This is a genomic window from Streptomyces sp. NPDC006193, from assembly GCF_040613915.1.
In the GTDB taxonomy this organism is placed as follows: Bacteria; Actinomycetota; Actinomycetes; order Streptomycetales; family Streptomycetaceae; genus Streptomyces.
This window is the reverse complement of record NZ_JBEXTB010000028.1, coordinates 21,467-37,054: the sequence shown is the minus strand read 5'-3', so window position 1 is coordinate 37,054 and position 15,588 is coordinate 21,467. Positions and strand designations below refer to the sequence as shown.

The window sequence follows — 15,588 nt, the reverse complement described above, 5'->3', positions numbered from 1 at the left end:
GATCCCGCGACGGCCGACACCGGGCCGCGGAATACCCCTAGGGGGTATGCTGTTCCTGGTCGGTGCACGAGCCATCACCCGACATGGGGGTCGTCATGCAGCACGACACACCGGCGGCACACGCGGGCCGCGCAGCGCACGCCCACCACGGCGCGCCCCCCGCCACCTGGCCCCTGGCCGCCCGGGCCACCCTGCACTGCCTCACCGGCTGCGCCATCGGCGAGGTGCTCGGCATGGTCGTCGGCACGGCGCTCGGCTGGGGCGATCCGCCGACCATGGCGCTGGCGATCGCCCTGGCCTTCTTCTTCGGCTACTCGCTCACCCTGCGCGGGGTCCTGCGGGCCGGCGTCGGCTTCCGCACGGCCTTCCGGGTGGCGCTGGCCGCGGACACCCTGTCCATCGCGGTCATGGAGCTGATCGACAACGGCGTGATCCTGGTCTGGCCCTCGGCCCGGCAGGCCATGCCGGGCGACGCGCTGTTCTGGACCTCGCTCGCGGCCTCCCTCGTGATCGCCTTCCTGGTGACCGCCCCGGTCAACAAGTGGACGATCGGACGGGGCAGGGGGCACGCGGTGGTGCACCGGTACCACTGAGGCGCACGGGGCGGGACTCAGAGCTCGGGGCCGTCCCCGGGCTCCTCCTGGTAGGAGTACCGCTGCTCCTTCCAGGGGTCGCCGATGTTGTGGTAGCCGCGCTCCTCCCAGAAGCCGCGGCGGTCGGCGGTCATGTACTCCACGCCCCGCACCCACTTCGGGCCCTTCCAGGCGTACAGGTGCGGCACGATCAGGCGGACCGGGAAACCGTGCTCGGCGGTGAGCAGCTCGCCGTCCTTGTGGGTGGCGAAGATCGTGCGGTCGGAGGCGAAGTCCGCGAGGCGCATGTTGGAGCTGAAGCCGTACTCCGCCCAGACCATCACATGGGTGACGTCCGGCGCGGGCGGGGCGAGCTCCAGGACGGTGCGGGCCGGGATGCCGCCCCACTCCGCGCCGACCATGCTGAACTTGGTCACGCAGTGCAGGTCGGCCACCACGGTGGTGTACGGCAGGGCCGTGAACTCCTCGTGGTTCCAGGTGCGCTTGCCGCCGTCGGCGGTGGCGCCGAAGACCCGGAACTCCCACCGCTCCGGCCGGAACTTCGGCACCGGCCCGTAGTGCGTGACCGGCCAGCCGCGCTGGAGCCGCTGACCCGGCGGAAGATCGGACCCTGCCGCTGCTCCAGACTCTCGCTCCACCGGATGACCCATGTATCCATCCTGACAGACCTCGGGCAGTGCCCTTGACCACCCACACCCCGGGCGGACAACTACCATCAACCTCACGTACTGCCCCGGTACGCGCATAACGGACGATCTCCGTGCCCGGTGCGATCACGCCGCCGCGCACCTCCCCCGTCCCTCCTGTGGAAGGAGCCGCTGCGATGCAGGGCGACCCCGAGGTCATCGAGTTCCTCAACGAACAGCTCACCGCCGAGCTGACCGCGATCAACCAGTACTTCCTGCACGCCAAGATGCAGGAGCACTTCGGCTGGACGAAGCTCGCCAGGTACACCCGGCACGAGTCGTTCGACGAGATGAAGCACGCGGAGGTGCTCACCGACCGCATCCTGTTCCTGGAGGGGCTGCCCAACTACCAGCGGCTGTTCCACGTCCGCGTCGGGCAGACCGTGCGGGAGATGTTCGAGGCGGACAAGCAGATCGAGGTGGAGGCGATCGACCGGCTCCGGCGGGGCATCAGGGTGATGCGCGAGAAGAACGACATCACGTCCGCGAACATCTTCGAGGACATCCTCGCCGACGAGGAGCACCACATCGACTATCTGGACACCCAGCTGGAGCTGGTGGACAAGCTCGGCGAGGCGCTCTACCTCGCCCAGCTGATCGAGCAGCCGGAGAGCTAGGCGGCCTCGGGGACGGTGGAGGCCGCGGGGGCCGCGGGGGCCCCGGACGCGCGCGCGAGCACCGGCTCGCCCCGGTCGGCCGCCTCGCGGCGCGGACAGGCGGCGCGGCCGAGCAGGGCCTGGATGCGGCGGACGCAGGAACCGCAGTCGGTGCCGGCCTTGCAGGCGGAGGCGATCTGGCGGGGGGTGCAGGCGCCCTGCTCCGCGTGCTGCCTGACCTGGGCCTCGGTGATGCCGAAGCAGCTGCACACGTACACGCGGTCACCTCCCGCCGGGATCTCCGTCTTCTGCCGTCCCGGTGTCCGGTGAGGCAAACCTAACCTTACCGAGTCCGGCGCGACCGCGAAAGCGGAAGGGGCGCGGATCGGGTGTGATCCGCGCCCCAGAAGGGTCACCGCCGGCCGCTCACTGGTCCCGGTACATCTCGGCCACCAGGAACGCCAGGTCCAGCGACTGGCTGCGGTTCAGCCGCGGGTCGCAGGCCGTCTCGTAGCGCTGGTGCAGGTCGTCGACGAAGATCTCGTCGCCGCCGCCCACGCACTCGGTGACGTCGTCGCCGGTCAGCTCCACGTGGATGCCGCCCGGGTGGGTGCCGAGCGCCTTGTGGACCTCGAAGAAGCCCTTGACCTCGTCCAGCACGTCGTCGAAGCGGCGGGTCTTGTGCCCGGAGGCCGCCTCGAAGGTGTTGCCGTGCATCGGGTCGGTCACCCACGCCACCGTCGCACCGGACGCCGTGACCTTCTCGACCAGCTCGGGGAGCCGGTCGCGGATCTTGTCGGCGCCCATGCGGACGATGAACGTCAGCCGGCCCGGCTCCCGCTCGGGGTCGAGGCGGTCGATGTACTGCAGCGCCTCCTCGGCCGTCGTGGTCGGGCCGAGCTTGATGCCGACGGGGTTGCGGATCTGCGAGGCGAACTCGATGTGCGCGCCGTCCAGCTGCCGGGTCCGCTCGCCGATCCACACCATGTGCGCGGAGACGTCGTACAGCCTGCCGGTGCGGGAGTCGACCCGGGTCAGGGCCGACTCGTAGTCCAGCAGCAGCGCCTCGTGCGAGGAGTAGAACTCGACGGTCTTGAACTCCTCCGGATCGGTGCCGCAGGCCCGCATGAAGTGCAGCGCGTTGTCGATCTCGCGGGCGAGCTGCTCGTAGCGCTGGCCGGACGGCGAGGTGCGCACGAAGTCCTGGTTCCAGGCGTGCACCTGGCGCAGGTCGGCGTAACCGCCGGTGGTGAAGGCGCGCACCAGGTTCAGCGTGGACGCCGAGGCGTGGTACATGCGCTTCAGCCGCTCGGGGTCCGGGATGCGGGACTCGGGCGTGAAGTCGAAGCCGTTGACGGAGTCGCCCCGGTAGACCGGCAGCGTCACGCCGTCGCGGGTCTCGGTCGGCTTCGAGCGGGGCTTGGAGTACTGCCCGGCGATGCGGCCGACCTTCACCACGGGCACGGAGGCCGCGTAGGTCAGGACGGCGCCCATCTGGAGCAGCGTCTTCAGCTTGTTGCGGATCTGGTCGGCGGACACCGCGTCGAAGGCCTCGGCGCAGTCGCCGCCCTGGAGGAGGAACGCCTCACCCCTGGCGACGGCCGCCATCCGGGCGCGCAGCTGGTCGCACTCGCCCGCGAAGACGAGCGGCGGATACGACTCGAGGTCCGCGATCACTGCGCGCAGAGCCTCGGGGTCGGGGTACTCGGGCTGCTGCGCCGCGGGCAGGTCTCGCCAGGTGTTGCCAGCGTGGTGGCTGGTTGCGTTCACGGTCACACCCCAACATTACGGGGTCGCCGGGCGCGTCCATGCCCGGGACCGGAAGATGAGACGGACGCGTCCGCCGCGCGAAGCATGGTCTAGGGGCCCAGGACGGGCCGCCGGGCCGGTCCGTCGGGCCGGGCCGTCGGTGCCGGTCCTGCACCGCGGGGTCGGCGGGAGCGACCGAGAGGACGGCGCGCGGCGCGACGAGCAGACGGGCACCGCGGCCCGCGGGGGTTGGGGTACGCTGCCCGTCATGTTCGCGCTTTCGACCCGCACCTGGTGGTGGACCGCTCATCCGGCGGCCCACTGACTGCGCGTACGCTCGACTTCGCGAAGGCCGCCCGAGGGGCGGCCTTCGGTGTCTCGCGGCCCGGCCGTTCCTCTCCAGCGAGAAGGAGACGGACCCATGCACCTGCGTGACCTGATCGACGACCCCCGCCCGTTCGCCCTGCTGCGCCGCCGCACGCCCGGCCGCGCCCCGGACCAGGTCGAGCTGCTGATCGGCCCGGTCACCGAGCGCGAGCGGCTCGCCGAGCTGCCCGACGAGTGCCTCGCGCTCGTCCCGTTCCGCCAGATCCGCGAGCGCGGCTTCGACGTCCGCGACGACGGCACCCCCCTGGTGGCGCTGGTCCCCGAGGAGTCGCACACGCTGCCCCTCGCCGACGCCCTCGCCCAGCTCCCGGCGCACGAGGTGCGGGTGGAGGACGGCGGTTTCGACGTGTCCGACGAGGAGTACGCGAAGATCGTCGGCCGGGTGCTGCGCGAGGAGATCGGCGGCGGCGAGGGCGCCAACTTCGTGATCCGGCGCACGTACGGGGGGACGGTCCCGGGCTTCGGCCGCGCGGACGCGCTCGCCCTGTTCCGGCGGCTGCTGGCGGGCGAGCGGGGCGCGTACTGGACGTTCGTGGTGCACACCGGCGACCGCACGCTGGTCGGCGCCAGTCCCGAGGTGCACGTGCGGATGTCCGGCGGGACGGTCGTGATGAACCCGATCAGCGGGACGTACCGCTATCCCGCCGGCGGTCCGACGCCCGAGGGCCTGCTCGCCTTCCTCGCCGACGGCAAGGAGACCGAGGAGCTGTCGATGGTCGTCGACGAGGAGCTGAAGACGATGTGCACCGTCGCCGACGGCGGCGGGGTCGTCGTGGGCCCGCGGCTGAAGGAGATGGCGCACCTCGCGCACACCGAGTACGAGCTGCGCGGGAAGTCCTCCCTGGACGTGCGGGAGGTGCTGAAGGAGACGATGTTCGCGGCGACGGTCACCGGCTCGCCGGTGCAGAACGCCTGCCGGGTGATCGAGCGGTACGAGCCGATCGGGCCGGACGGCGCCGGCCGTGGCTACTACGCGGGGGCGCTGGCCCTGCTGGGGCGGGACTCCGGCGGCGCACAGACCCTGGACTCCCCCATCGCGATCCGCACCGCCGACATCCGCGCGGACGGCCGGCTGCGGGTCGCGGTCGGGGCGACGCTGGTGCGCGGCTCGGACCCGGCGGCCGAGGCCGCCGAGACCCACGCCAAGGCGGCGGGGGTGCTGGCCGCGCTCGGGGTGCGGCCGCCGGGGCCGCGCGCGGAGCGCGAGCGGCCCCGGCTCGCCGACGACCCGCGGGTGCGGGCCGCGCTGGACGGGCGGCGGGCCGGGCTCGCCCCGTTCTGGCTGCGCCTGCAGGAGCGCCCCTCCCGGCCGGCCGGTCACGCCCTGGTGGTCGACGGCGAGGACACCTTCACGGCGATGCTGGCCCACCTGCTGCGCTCGGGCGGCCTGGAGGTGACCGTACGGCGGTACGACGAGCCGGGGCTGCGGGCCGCCGTGCTCGCGCACGAGGGACCGGTGGTGCTGGGCCCCGGCCCCGGTGACCCCCGCGACGGCGCCGACCCGAAGATGCGGTTCCTGCGCGACCTGGCGGCCACCGTGCTCCGCCGGCACCGGCACGGGGTGCTCGGCGTGTGCCTCGGCCATGAGCTGATGGCTGCCGAACTGGGCCTGGACCTGGTCCGCAAGGAGGTGCCGTACCAGGGGGCGCAGACGGTGATCGACCTGTTCGGGCGGCCGCGGACCGTCGGCTTCTACAACAGCTTCGTCGCGCGCTGCGACGACGGGACGGCCCGGGACCTGGCCGCGCGCGGCGTCGAGGTGAGCCGGGCGGCGAACGGCGAGGTGCACGCCCTGCGGGGCCCCGGCTTCGCGGGCGTGCAGTTCCACCCGGAGTCGGTCCTCAGCCTGGACGGCGCCGCCGTGGTGCGGGAACTGCTCGGCCGGCTGCGCGGCGCGCGCACCGCGAGCGTGCCGGGCGGCGCCGGGACCTGACGGTCCGTGACCACAGGGCGGCCGGGGCGACGCCGCGGGGACGGCATCGCGGGCCACGGCCGGGGCGGGCCCTAGGCGTCGTCGAGTCCGCGCTCGATCGCGTACCGGACCAGTTCGACCCTGTTGTGGAGCTGGAGCTTGCCGAGCGTGTTCTGGACGTGGTTCTGCACCGTGCGATGGGAGATGACGAGGCGTTCGGCGATCTGCTTGTAGCTCAGGCCCTTCGCCACCAGCCGCAGCACCTCCGTCTCCCGGTCCGTCAGCCGCGGCGCGCCCGGCTCGCCGGCCCCCGCGGCGGGCGCGGGCTCGGCGGCCAGGCGCCGGTACTCGCCGAGGACCAGCCCGGCGAGACCCGGCGTGAACACCGGGTCTCCGACGGCGGTACGGCGCACCGCGTCCAGCAGTTCCCCGGTGGACGCGGACTTCAGCAGGTAGCCGGTCGCGCCGGACTTCACGGCCTCCAGCACGTCCGCGTGCTCGCCGCTCGCGGACAGGACGAGGACGCGCAGCGCCGGATCGTGCGCGACGAGCTCCTTGCACACCTGCACGCCGGGCTTCGCGGGCAGGTTGAGGTCCAGGACCAGCACGTCGGGGGCGGCGGCCTTGGCGCGGCGGACCGCCTGCTCGCCGTCCCCGGCGGTGGCGACCACCTCGAAACCGGACTCGGCCAGGTCCCGGGCGACCGCGTCCCGCCACATCGGGTGGTCGTCCACCACCATGACCCGGATCGGGCCCTGCCGCTGTGTCATCACCGCTCCGCCTTCTTCGCCCGCGCCCGCACGGCGCCCTTCGGTACCTTCAGTTCGACTTCCGTGCCCTGCCCCGGGACGGAGACCAGGTCGGCGCTGCCGCCGAGGTCGCGCAGCCGGCCCCGGATCGACTGGGCCACCCCGAGCCGTCCCTCGCCCTCGGCCTGGGCCAGCCGGCCCTCGGGGATGCCGGGGCCGTCGTCCCGGACGGTGACGACGATCTCGTCCGGCTCGTCCTCCACCAGGATCCACGCCCGCGCCCGGCCGCCGGCGTGCCGGCGCACATTGTCCAGGGCGGCGCCGACGGCGGCGGCGACCTCCCGGGCGGCCGCGGCCGGCAGCATCACCGGGGCGCCCGGCTCGGCGAGGCTGACCCGGCCGCACGCGTAGGGGGCGAGCAGGGAGCGCAGATCGGCCATGCCGTCCTCCCCGGGCTCCGCCGCCGGGCCTGCGACGGCTCCGCCGGCCGAGTCCCGCGAGGTGCGGGAGACCGGCACCGGACCGCCCGACACGAGGGTGCGCAGGGCCACCTCCTGCTCCCCGGCCAGCCGGCCCAGCTCGGCCGCCTCGCCGCCGAGGGCCGCGCCGCGCCGCTTCACCATCGCCAGCACCTGCAGCACGCTGTCGTGGATGTCCCGGGCCAGCCGCTCCCGCTCCCGGGTGGCGGCCTCGATCTCCAGGGCGCGGGCGAGGGTGCGTTCGGAGACGCGGGCGACCTCCACGACGTAGCCGATGGCGATGGAGGCGACCCAGACCAGGACGACGTTGTGGACGGTGTCCCGGGCGGGCCCGCCGCGCTCGATCAGGTTGGCGGCGGCCACGGCGGTGGAGGCGACGGCGGCCCAGCGCCAGCCGCCCTTGACGGCGAAGGCCAGCACCGAGCCGGCGGTCCATATCGACGGCAGGGTGGGGCCGCCGCCCGCGATCCGCTCGTGGCTGTCGGCGAGCGGGGTGAGCAGGATGCCGGTGAGGGCGACGGCGAGGTCCGCGGCCAGGAAACGCCTGGTGCAGCTCGCCGCGTCGGCCACCTTCGGCAGGGTGGCGCAGGTCCACACGACCAGGACGGCGTAGTAGGCCACGGCGATCCAGGGCCGGACGAACTGGTCGTAGGCGGTGGCGCACAGGCCGATGGCGTAGAGCATGCTCAGGACGCGGTAGCCGGTGAGCGCGCGCCACAGCGGCAGCTCGACCGACATCCGCATGACGCGCTCGCGTTCGGGCATGTCCCCCCGGCCCCCTGCCTTCCCCTGGTCCCCCGGCTCCCGGTCCTCGCTCCCCGGCTAGGACTCGGGCTGCTTCTTCTCGGCTCTCTCCGCTTCCCTGGCCGCCTTCGCCGCCTCCGCGAGCTGCCGTTTGGCGGCGGTGGCGTACATGTCGACGTACTCCTGGCCGGAAAGCTTCATGATCTCGTACATGACCTCGTCGGTCAGCGCGCGCAGCACGAACCGGTCGTGCTCCATGCCCTGGTAGCGGCTGAAGTCCAGGGGCCTGCCGATGCGGATGCCGGGCCGCATCAGCTTGGGCACGACCTTGCCGGGCGGCTGGATCTTCTCGGTGTCGATCATGGCGACCGGGATGACCGGCGCGCCGGTGGCCAGCGCCACGCGTGCCAGGCCGCCGGGCTTGCCCCGGTAGAGCCGGCCGTCCGGCGAGCGGGTGCCCTCCGGGTAGATGCCGAACAACTCGCCGCGCCGCAGCACCTCTATACCGCTCCGCACGGCCGCCTCGCCGGCGCCGCGTGCCCCGGAGCGGTCCACCGGGAGCTGGCCGACGCCCTTGAAGAAGGCGGCGGTGAGGCGGCCCTTCACACCGGGGGTGGTGAAGTACTCGGCCTTGGCGATGAAGGTGACCTTGCGGTCGAGCACGGCCGGCAGGAAGAACGAGTCCGAGAACGACAGGTGATTGCTGGCCAGGATGGCGGGACCGTCGGCCGGTATGTTCTCCAGGCCCTCCACCCAGGGCCTGAAGGCGACCTTCAGCGGCCCTCCGATGGCGACCTTCATCGTGCCGTACAACACCCGTGTGCCTCCTGTTTGCGTCGAGGAGACCATAACCCGCAGGACCGTCAAAGGGCCCGACGACCCTGGTCGGTGTCCGTGCGGTCGCGTACGGTGAAGCACATGCCAGTTCTTCCCGGAGCCGAGCCGTACCGCCACGACGGCGGGGAGGTGGGGGTCCTCCTGTGCCACGGTTTCACCGGCTCACCCCAGTCGCTGCGCCCCTGGGCCGAGCACCACGCGGCCCACGACCTGACCGTGTCCCTGCCGCTGCTGCCCGGCCACGGCACCCGCTGGGAGGACATGCAGCTCACGGGCTGGCAGGACTGGTACGCGGAGGTGGACCGCGAACTGCGCCTGCTCGCCGAGCGCTGTTCCCGGGTGTTCGTCGCGGGACTGTCGATGGGCGGGGCGCTGGCCCTGCGGCTCGCGGCGCGGCACGGCGACCGGGTGGCGGGCGTCGTGGCCGTCAACCCGGCGAACAAGGTGCACGGCCTGTCGGCGTACGCCCTTCCGGTGGCCCGGCACCTCGTGCGGACGACGAAGGGCATCGCCAGCGACATCGCCAAGGAGGGCGCGGCGGAGCTGGGGTACGACCGGGTGCCGCTGCACGCGGCGCACTCGCTGCGGGTGTTCCTGCGCCGGCTGGACGGGGAGCTGCCCCAGGTCACCCAGCCGTTGCTGCTGCTGCGCAGCGCCCAGGACCATGTGGTTCCGGCTGCCGACTCGGCCCGGGTGCTGAGCCGGGTGTCGTCCACGGACGTCACGGAGGTCGTGCTGGAACACAGCTACCACGTGGCGACGTTGGACGAGGATGCGGACCGGATCTTCGAGGAGAGCCTCGGCTTCATCGGCCGGCTCGCACCCAGTGTCGGCAAGGAAGGGACGGCCGCAGTTGGCTGAGCACGACTCCGACCGTGAGGGCCGCGAGGACCGGGAGGACCGGGAGGGCCGGGAGGGCCGGGAGCCGGACGGGCAGGGGGCGCCTCTGGACGTGGACGCCGCCTGGCGCGCCATCGTCGCCGGGTACGGCGAGGAGCCGCCGGATCCGCCGGGCGCCCGGCCCTTCAAGGCTGTCGAGGATCTCGCGCTGCTGGAGAAGAACACCGGGACGGACACCGTGACGGACGCCGCGCAGGACCCCGCCGAGGACAGCGGGGGCGGTGAGCCGGCGGGCCGGCAGCCGGCCCGGCCGCTGGGCGCGTCGGTCTCCTTCGCGCCCGGCGTCGGCCCGCGCGACCACACCGCGCCCGAGCCGTCCGAGGACGACTTCGACGAGGACGACGAGGGGCATTTCGTGCCTCCGGAGCCGCCGCCGCTGCCGTCCGCGGACACCACCGCCCGGTTCGCCTGGCTGGGCGTGGTCGGCGGCCCGGTCCTGCTCCTGCTGGCGGTGCTGTTCGGCTGGGACATGACGTGGTGGCTGGCGACCTGCGCCATCGGCGGCTTCCTCGGCGGCTTCGCGACGCTGGTGGCCCGGATGCGCACGGACGACGAGGAGGACGACGACCCGGGACGCGGAGCCGTGGTCTGACCCGGGCTACGACGCCGGGACCCGGAGGGCGGCCAGCACCGGGAGGTGGTCCGTGGCCGCCCTCAGATCGGCCTGCGTCACGCCCGGCTGGTCCAGGGGGACGCCGCAGCCCAGCACCTCGACGGCCCGGGTCGCGAAGATCGCGTCGATGCGCTGGTGGGGGTCGGCCGGGGTGGAGGTGGGCGCGCCGCCCCAGGGAGCGGTGGCGTGGCAGTCCTGCATGGCCTCCGCGAGCATGCGGAAGGTGCGGCCCTGCGGGCGTTCGTTGAGGTCGCCGCCCGCGACGGCGTGCTCGGCGCCGAGTCCGGCGAGACGGTCGAGGAGCATACGGCCCTGCCGGTGGCGTTCGTCCTTCTGCAGGCTGAGGTGACAGCTGATCACGCCCAGCCGGGCGCCGCCGAACCGGACCACCGCCGTGGCCAGCCCCCGCCGGTGCAGACCGGGGGTGAGCGGGAGCAGGACGTCCTCCGTCCGTTCGACGGTGGCCCGGAGCGAGCACAGGATGGCGGGGCCGGCCGCCGTGGCCCCGCCGGTGAGCAGCACCTGGCCGGAGGCCGCCGCGAGCCGGGCGAGTTTCTTGCGCCAGCGGAAGAAGCGGGGCGCCTCCTGCAGGAGGACCAGGTCGGGGGCGCAGGCGGTGATGACGCGGGCGAGGGCGTCGGTGTCGTCCCGCATCGAGCGGATGTTGTAGCTCAGGACGCGGATCAGGGCCGAACCGTCGGGCTCTGTGCGGGAGTTGGGGAGCAGGGGGGTGGCCATGCGGTCAATGTACGCCGCCCGGAGGCCGGGACGGCGGACGGCACGGGGCGCCGGGCGGCACGGGGGGCCGGGGCGCCGGTCGGCGGACGGCACGGGGCGCCGGTCGGCACGGGGCGCCGGGCGGCACGGGGCCCCGGGGGGCCGGGGCGCCGGGCGGCGGACGGCACGGGGCGCGCCGGACGCGGGGCCTGTGCGCGGGGTCCGTGCGCGACCGCCGGTCCGTCGTGGCGTGCCGCGCACTTCCCCGCGTGCTGCTCGCGTTCTTCCCCGCGCCCTTCGCGCCGTTCGAGCGGGCACGGCCCCTGTCACATGATGGGATCCGGCTCGCGGGCCAGGTCCGCGGCGCCGACCAGGCCCGCCTTGTTGCCGAGCTGGGCCGCGATCACGTCGGCCACCGGGCGCCAGTTGCCGCCGACCAGCCAGCGCTTGTACGACTTGCGGATCGGATCGAGGACCAGGTCGCCCTCGTCGGAGAGGCCGCCGCCGACGATGAACGCGGACGGGTCGAAGAGGGAGGCCAGGTCGGCGAGGCCGGCGCCGGCCCAGCGGGCCAGCTCGCGGTAGGAGTCCACGGCGACCGGGTCGCCCTGGCGGGCGGCCATGGAGATGTGCTTGCCCTCGATGCCCTCGGGGGTGCCGTCGCCGAGCGACAGCAGGAGCTCGGCGCGCTCGGGGGTGGCGTTGGCGCGCTGCTTGGCGTAGCGGACCAGGGCGCGCCCGGAGGCGTACTGCTCCCAGCAGCCCTGCGAGCCGCAGCCGCACAGCAGGCCGTCCGGGACCATCCGGATGTGGCCGAACTCGGCGGCGACGCCGAAGTGGCCGCGGCGCAGCTTGTTGCCGATGATGATGCCGCCGCCGAGGCCGGTGCCGAGCGTGATGCAGATGACGTTGCGGTGGCCCTTGCCGGCGCCGAACCGGTACTCGCCCCAGGCGGCGGCGTTGGCGTCGTTCTCGACCACGACGGGGAGGCCCGTGCGGGCCTCGACCTTCTCCTTGAGCGGCTCGTTGCGCCAGTCGATGTTGGGCGCGAAGTACACCGTGGAGCGCTGCCGGTTGACGTACCCGGCGGCGCCGATGCCCACGCCGACGATCTCGTGCCCGGCGCGCGCGCCCTCCACCGCCGAGGCGATGGCGTCCACGATGGCCTCGGGCGTGGTGGGGGTCGGCACCTTGAAGGTCGAGAGGATGTTGCCTTCCTCGTCGACCACGCCGGCCGCGATCTTCGTGCCGCCGATGTCGACGCCGATGGTGAGTCCCATGAATCCCTCAGTTTCGGTCGAGCCCCGCTACGGCCAACCGTACCCGAGGCCCTGCCGTGGGAGGGCTTCAGTCCAGGTCGATACGCTCGCCCGGGCCGGTGCCCTCGTCCCCGCCGGGCCGGTCCGCCCGGTCGTGCGCGGGGTCGGCCGTACGGGCGGTCCAGCGGCGCTCCTGGGCCTGGACCGCCGAGCGGTAGGCGGCGAGCAGCTCGCTGCCGGCCGCGGCCAGGTGGTCGAAGACCTCGGGGTTGCGCTCCACGACGGGCTCGACGGCGGCCTTCGCCTGCTGGACGACCTGCCGCACCACCTGCTGGGCGGCGGGTCCGGCGAGGGCGCCCAGGAGCGGTGACTGGAACCCGGACAGCTTGTCGGCCACCGTGTCCACGAGCTTCTTCAGTTCCTCGGCGGCCGAGCCCGGCGGCGGTCCGTGCTCGGTGCGGCGCCGGGCCTGCTCGGCGGCGAGGTCCTCGGCGCAGGCCGCGGCCCAGGCGTCGGCGTCGGTGGCGCGCGGCCGCTCCTCCTGGAAGGGGCCGGACGCGGGGCGCTCTTCGCTCATGGCGGACTCCTGACTACGGTTCGCCCCTACGACGTTACCCGAACGGCGTACCCGGTTCACCGTCCGGCGGCGGGCCACAGGCCGGGGTCGGGGGCGAAGCGGATGCGCAGTTCGCCGTCGCGGAGCCCGGCCCCGGCGACGGTGCAGCGGCGCAGGGCGGACGGCAGCGGCACGATCCGCCGGAACGGGCCCGCGGTGATCAGGAGTTCGTCGCCGCGCCGGATCAGGTCGAGTTCGTCCCGTATCGCGCCGGGCAGCGGGAGGTTCCAGACCAGCACGCCGTCCTCGGCGATCCGGTCGGTCACGGACCACTCGACCGGGGCGGGCGCCGGGTTGACGGCGGGCACGGCGAGGGCGTCCAGGTCGTCGGGGCCGTGCGGGTCCCGGCCCAGGTGCGGGACGGGGTGGACCCGGTACGCCTCCCGCCAGTCGGCGAGCGCCTTGCGCTGCTGGGCGTGGAGGGACAGCAGGGGCGCCCAGGCCGGTGCGGAGGACGGTTCGGGCGACGGGTGGGCGGGCCAGCCGCCGGACGCCGACTCGGGCAGCGTCCGGTTGGCGATCAGCGCCTCGGTGCGCAGGCCGCGCAGGGCGAGGCCGAGGCCCGCGGCGCGCACGGCGTCGGCGCCCGCCGGGCCGGGTTCGGCGACCAGCCGCACGGCGGTGTTCCGGTCGGCGAGGACGGCCTCGACGGCGGCCAGTTCGACGTCCCAGCGGGCCGCCGTCTCGTACAGCCAGTCGGCGGGCATGGGGATGCCGGCCAGCCGGCCGAGGACCGGGCGCAGGGCGCGGGCCGCCTGCCGTTCGGGCGGAAGCAGGCGGCGCAGGTAGCGGCGCAGCTCCTCGGGCAGGCCGAGCAGGGCGAGGGCCTGCGGCAGGGGCGGGAGGTCGGCGACGAGGAGGTCGTAGCGCTCGCTGAGGGCGGCGTCGCGCAGCGCCCGCAGGAAGGACAGCTCCTCGGCGCCGGGCAGCGGGGTGACCTCCTCGGCGTCCAGGCGGGCGGCCCCGAGGAGGTCGAGGACGTGCGCGGCGCGGGACTGGAAGGCGGTGAGGTCCTCGCGGAAGCGGGCGGCCGGGTCGGGCCGCCAGACGGTGAGGCGCTCGGCGGCCTCGGCGGGGACCGGTCCTGTCGCGGTGCCCAGTGCCGTGCCCGGGGTGTCGGTGCGGTCGGCGCTCAGCAGAAGGGTGCGGCTGCCCTCGCGGGCGGCGGTGAGCGCGGTGGCGGCGGCGATGGTCGTGCGGCCGCTGCCGCCCGGGCCCGTGATCAGGATGGTGCGCATGAGGGTGAACGGTACCGGTGCCGCACCGGCTCCCGGCCGCGGCCGGGAGCGCGCCCTCGACCCCTCCGGCCTGCACGGCCCCGTCTCACGCGCCGGACGGGCTCTTCTGTTCGACCCTCTTCTTCAGACCCGCCAGCGCCCGGTCGATGATGACCTTCTCCGCCTTGCGCTTGATCATGCCGAGCATGGGGATCTTGACGTCGACGGTGAGCCGGTAGGTGACCTCGGTGGCGCCCGCGCCGGCCGGCTTCAGCAGGTAGGAGCCGTCCAGCGAGCGGAGCATCTGGGACTTGACCAGGGTCCAGGAGACCTCGTGGTCGCCGGTCCAGGTGTAGGCGAGGGTCTGGTCGTCCTTGATGGCGCCGGCGTCCATGACGAGGCGGACCTGCTCGGCGCGGCCCTGCGCGTCGGTCGCGAGGACCTCCGCCTCCTTCACCTCGCCGGTCCAGTCCGGGTAGCGCGCGAAGTCGGCGATCACCGCCATGACGTCGGCCGGAGCCGCCTCGATCGTGATGCTCGAACTGGTGTGTTCCGCCATCGTCGTGGCTCCTCCAGATGCGGCCGTGCGGAGAGGTCTGTGTGCGCCGGGCTGCGCACGTGTGTGCAGCGTGAAGGCTACCGCGCCGCCGACCTGCCGCCTTCACCCCGTCCGCCGGGGCTCACCATTCGAGCACCCAGGGCCTGCCGGTGGCCGCGAAGTGGCCCACGTTCACGCACTCGGTCGCGCCGATCCGCATCCGGCGCGCCAGCGGCTGGTGCACATGCCCGAACAGCGCGTACCGCGGCCGGGTGCGGCGGACGGCGTCGAGCAGGGCCCGGCTGCCCCGCTCGAAGCGGCGCGCCACGGTGTCGTAGACCAGCTCGGGCACCTCCGGCGGGATGTGCGTGCACAGCACGTCGACCTCGCCGACCGCCTCGATCTTCGCCGCGTACTCCTCGTCGCCGATCTCGTACGGCGTGCGCATCGGCGTGCGCAGGCCGCCGCCGACGAAGCCGAAGGTCCAGCCGCCGATCTCCACCCGCCGGCCGTCGAGGACCGTGGTGCCGGGCCGGGCGTACTCCGGCCACAGGGACGGCATGTCGACGTTGCCGTAGGTGGCGTACGTGGGCGTCGGGAACGCGGCGAACAGTTCGGCGTACTGCCGGCGCACCGCCTGTTCGACGGCGGTGGCCCGGTCGGCGCCGATCCCGGCCCACAGCCGGGCGCCGAACGCGCGGGCCTCCTCGAAGCGGCGGGCGGTGCGCAGCTCGACGATGCGGTCGGCGTTCTCCTTGCCGAAGAGGTCGGGGAAGATGCCGCGCGAGTGGTCGGCGTAGTCAAGGAAGAGGACGAGGTCGCCGAGGCAGATCAGGGCGTCGGCACCCTCGCCGGCCCGGGCCAGGTCCCGGGCGTTGCCGTGCACGTCGCTGACCACGTGGACGCGGGTCCGGTTGCCGAAGCGTGTGGGCGCCATGGCGATCAAGGGTAGGCGGAGCGCGGCACTCGTGAACAGTGCCGGTGCCACCTGCGGTT

General features: G+C 73.9%; 18 protein-coding genes. 6 read left to right on the top strand and 12 right to left on the bottom strand.

The features are described from left to right. Positions 1–95: 95 nt before the first annotated feature. Positions 96–593, top strand: a complete 498-nt coding sequence (locus tag ABZ261_RS23115) for a DUF4396 domain-containing protein (RefSeq protein ID WP_356862065.1) — start codon at positions 96–98, stop codon at positions 591–593. Between the two features lie 17 nt (positions 594–610). Here the strand turns inward: ABZ261_RS23115 and ABZ261_RS23110 are convergent, their stop codons facing one another. Next, a complete protein-coding gene (locus ABZ261_RS23110; protein WP_356862063.1) occupies positions 611–1,243 on the bottom strand; it encodes a sulfite oxidase-like oxidoreductase in 633 nt (210 codons plus the stop codon). Between the two features lie 173 nt (positions 1,244–1,416). Here ABZ261_RS23110 and bfr point away from each other — a divergent pair, with 173 nt between their 5' ends. Beyond that, on the top strand, positions 1,417–1,896 hold the full coding sequence (bfr, locus tag ABZ261_RS23105) for a bacterioferritin (RefSeq protein WP_356862061.1): 480 nt from the start codon (positions 1,417–1,419) through the stop codon (positions 1,894–1,896). Here bfr and ABZ261_RS23100 read toward each other — a convergent pair. Both ABZ261_RS23100 and ABZ261_RS23095 read right to left on the bottom strand, forming a co-directional pair. Then, a complete protein-coding gene (locus tag ABZ261_RS23100; protein ID WP_356862059.1) occupies positions 1,893–2,153 on the bottom strand; it encodes a (2Fe-2S)-binding protein in 261 nt (86 codons plus the stop codon). The two genes, bfr and ABZ261_RS23100, sit on opposite strands and share 4 nt — an antisense overlap. Before the next feature lie 148 nt (positions 2,154–2,301). Continuing rightward, positions 2,302–3,651: a class II 3-deoxy-7-phosphoheptulonate synthase gene (locus ABZ261_RS23095; protein ID WP_356862057.1), complete on the bottom strand. Its 1,350-nt coding sequence runs from the start codon at positions 3,649–3,651 to the stop codon at positions 2,302–2,304. A 49-nt stretch (positions 3,652–3,700) separates the two neighbouring features. Between ABZ261_RS23095 and ABZ261_RS23090 the strand changes: the two genes are divergently transcribed. Both ABZ261_RS23090 and ABZ261_RS23085 read left to right on the top strand, forming a co-directional pair. Then, positions 3,701–3,949, top strand: a complete 249-nt coding sequence (locus ABZ261_RS23090; protein WP_356862055.1) for a trp operon leader peptide — start codon at positions 3,701–3,703, stop codon at positions 3,947–3,949. Positions 3,950–4,045: 96 nt separating this feature from the next. Next, positions 4,046–5,944: an anthranilate synthase family protein gene (locus ABZ261_RS23085; protein WP_356862053.1), complete on the top strand. Its 1,899-nt coding sequence runs from the start codon at positions 4,046–4,048 to the stop codon at positions 5,942–5,944. A 71-nt stretch (positions 5,945–6,015) separates the two neighbouring features. Here ABZ261_RS23085 and ABZ261_RS23080 read toward each other — a convergent pair whose 3' ends face one another. From ABZ261_RS23080 to ABZ261_RS23070, 3 genes are read right to left on the bottom strand one after another with little or no spacing between them, the layout of a single operon-like run. Continuing rightward, positions 6,016–6,693: a response regulator transcription factor gene (locus tag ABZ261_RS23080; RefSeq protein ID WP_356862051.1), complete on the bottom strand. Its 678-nt coding sequence runs from the start codon at positions 6,691–6,693 to the stop codon at positions 6,016–6,018. Further along, entirely contained in the window at positions 6,693–7,916 is a 1,224-nt protein-coding gene (locus ABZ261_RS23075) for a DUF5931 domain-containing protein (RefSeq protein ID WP_356862049.1), read from the bottom strand. The genes ABZ261_RS23080 and ABZ261_RS23075 overlap by 1 nt, the downstream gene beginning before the upstream one ends. A gap of 57 nt (positions 7,917–7,973) precedes the next feature. After that, the gene (locus ABZ261_RS23070) at positions 7,974–8,708 is read right to left on the bottom strand and encodes a lysophospholipid acyltransferase family protein (protein ID WP_356862152.1); all 735 of its coding nucleotides are present in this window, start codon (positions 8,706–8,708) and stop codon (positions 7,974–7,976) included. A gap of 105 nt (positions 8,709–8,813) precedes the next feature. Between ABZ261_RS23070 and ABZ261_RS23065 the strand changes: the two genes are divergently transcribed. Continuing rightward, positions 8,814–9,593 carry an alpha/beta fold hydrolase gene (locus ABZ261_RS23065; protein ID WP_356862047.1) on the top strand — a complete coding sequence of 260 codons (780 nt, stop codon included), beginning with the start codon at positions 8,814–8,816 and terminating at the stop codon, positions 9,591–9,593. After that, entirely contained in the window at positions 9,586–10,224 is a 639-nt protein-coding gene (locus ABZ261_RS23060; RefSeq protein WP_356862045.1) for a hypothetical protein, read from the top strand. The genes ABZ261_RS23065 and ABZ261_RS23060 overlap by 8 nt, the downstream gene beginning before the upstream one ends. A gap of 6 nt (positions 10,225–10,230) precedes the next feature. On the opposite strand, the gene ABZ261_RS23055 is transcribed toward ABZ261_RS23060, so the two are convergent. From ABZ261_RS23055 to ABZ261_RS23030, 6 genes are all read right to left on the bottom strand, one after another. Beyond that, on the bottom strand, positions 10,231–10,983 hold the full coding sequence (locus tag ABZ261_RS23055) for an endonuclease/exonuclease/phosphatase family protein (protein WP_356862043.1): 753 nt from the start codon (positions 10,981–10,983) through the stop codon (positions 10,231–10,233). 305 nt (positions 10,984–11,288) lie between these two features. After that, complete coding sequence (locus ABZ261_RS23050) at positions 11,289–12,242, bottom strand: ROK family glucokinase (protein ID WP_356862041.1); 954 nt, start codon at positions 12,240–12,242, stop codon at positions 11,289–11,291. A gap of 67 nt (positions 12,243–12,309) precedes the next feature. Further along, a complete protein-coding gene (locus ABZ261_RS23045) occupies positions 12,310–12,798 on the bottom strand; it encodes a DUF5304 domain-containing protein (RefSeq protein WP_356862039.1) in 489 nt (162 codons plus the stop codon). 56 nt (positions 12,799–12,854) lie between these two features. Further along, the gene (locus tag ABZ261_RS23040) at positions 12,855–14,075 is read right to left on the bottom strand and encodes an ArsA-related P-loop ATPase (RefSeq protein WP_356862037.1); all 1,221 of its coding nucleotides are present in this window, start codon (positions 14,073–14,075) and stop codon (positions 12,855–12,857) included. Between the two features lie 85 nt (positions 14,076–14,160). Beyond that, complete coding sequence (locus tag ABZ261_RS23035) at positions 14,161–14,613, bottom strand: SRPBCC family protein (RefSeq protein ID WP_356862035.1); 453 nt, start codon at positions 14,611–14,613, stop codon at positions 14,161–14,163. 121 nt (positions 14,614–14,734) lie between these two features. Next, the gene (locus ABZ261_RS23030) at positions 14,735–15,529 is read right to left on the bottom strand and encodes a metallophosphoesterase (protein ID WP_356862033.1); all 795 of its coding nucleotides are present in this window, start codon (positions 15,527–15,529) and stop codon (positions 14,735–14,737) included. Positions 15,530–15,588: the final 59 nt, after the last annotated feature.

Coding starts and splice junctions, on each gene's coding strand:
- ABZ261_RS23065 (WP_356862047.1), top strand. CDS start 8,814: ATGCCAGTTCTTCCCGGAGCCGAGCCGTACCGCCACGACGGCGGGGAG.
- ABZ261_RS23045 (WP_356862039.1), bottom strand. CDS start 12,798: ATGAGCGAAGAGCGCCCCGCGTCCGGCCCCTTCCAGGAGGAGCGGCCG.
- ABZ261_RS23110 (WP_356862063.1), bottom strand. CDS start 1,243: ATGGGTCATCCGGTGGAGCGAGAGTCTGGAGCAGCGGCAGGGTCCGAT.
- ABZ261_RS23085 (WP_356862053.1), top strand. CDS start 4,046: ATGCACCTGCGTGACCTGATCGACGACCCCCGCCCGTTCGCCCTGCTG.
- ABZ261_RS23050 (WP_356862041.1), bottom strand. CDS start 12,242: ATGGGACTCACCATCGGCGTCGACATCGGCGGCACGAAGATCGCGGCC.
- ABZ261_RS23055 (WP_356862043.1), bottom strand. CDS start 10,983: ATGGCCACCCCCCTGCTCCCCAACTCCCGCACAGAGCCCGACGGTTCG.
- bfr (WP_356862061.1), top strand. CDS start 1,417: ATGCAGGGCGACCCCGAGGTCATCGAGTTCCTCAACGAACAGCTCACC.
- ABZ261_RS23040 (WP_356862037.1), bottom strand. CDS start 14,075: ATGCGCACCATCCTGATCACGGGCCCGGGCGGCAGCGGCCGCACGACC.
- ABZ261_RS23080 (WP_356862051.1), bottom strand. CDS start 6,693: ATGACACAGCGGCAGGGCCCGATCCGGGTCATGGTGGTGGACGACCAC.
- ABZ261_RS23115 (WP_356862065.1), top strand. CDS start 96: ATGCAGCACGACACACCGGCGGCACACGCGGGCCGCGCAGCGCACGCC.
- ABZ261_RS23035 (WP_356862035.1), bottom strand. CDS start 14,613: ATGGCGGAACACACCAGTTCGAGCATCACGATCGAGGCGGCTCCGGCC.
- ABZ261_RS23075 (WP_356862049.1), bottom strand. CDS start 7,916: ATGCCCGAACGCGAGCGCGTCATGCGGATGTCGGTCGAGCTGCCGCTG.
- ABZ261_RS23090 (WP_356862055.1), top strand. CDS start 3,701: ATGAGACGGACGCGTCCGCCGCGCGAAGCATGGTCTAGGGGCCCAGGA.
- ABZ261_RS23030 (WP_356862033.1), bottom strand. CDS start 15,529: ATGGCGCCCACACGCTTCGGCAACCGGACCCGCGTCCACGTGGTCAGC.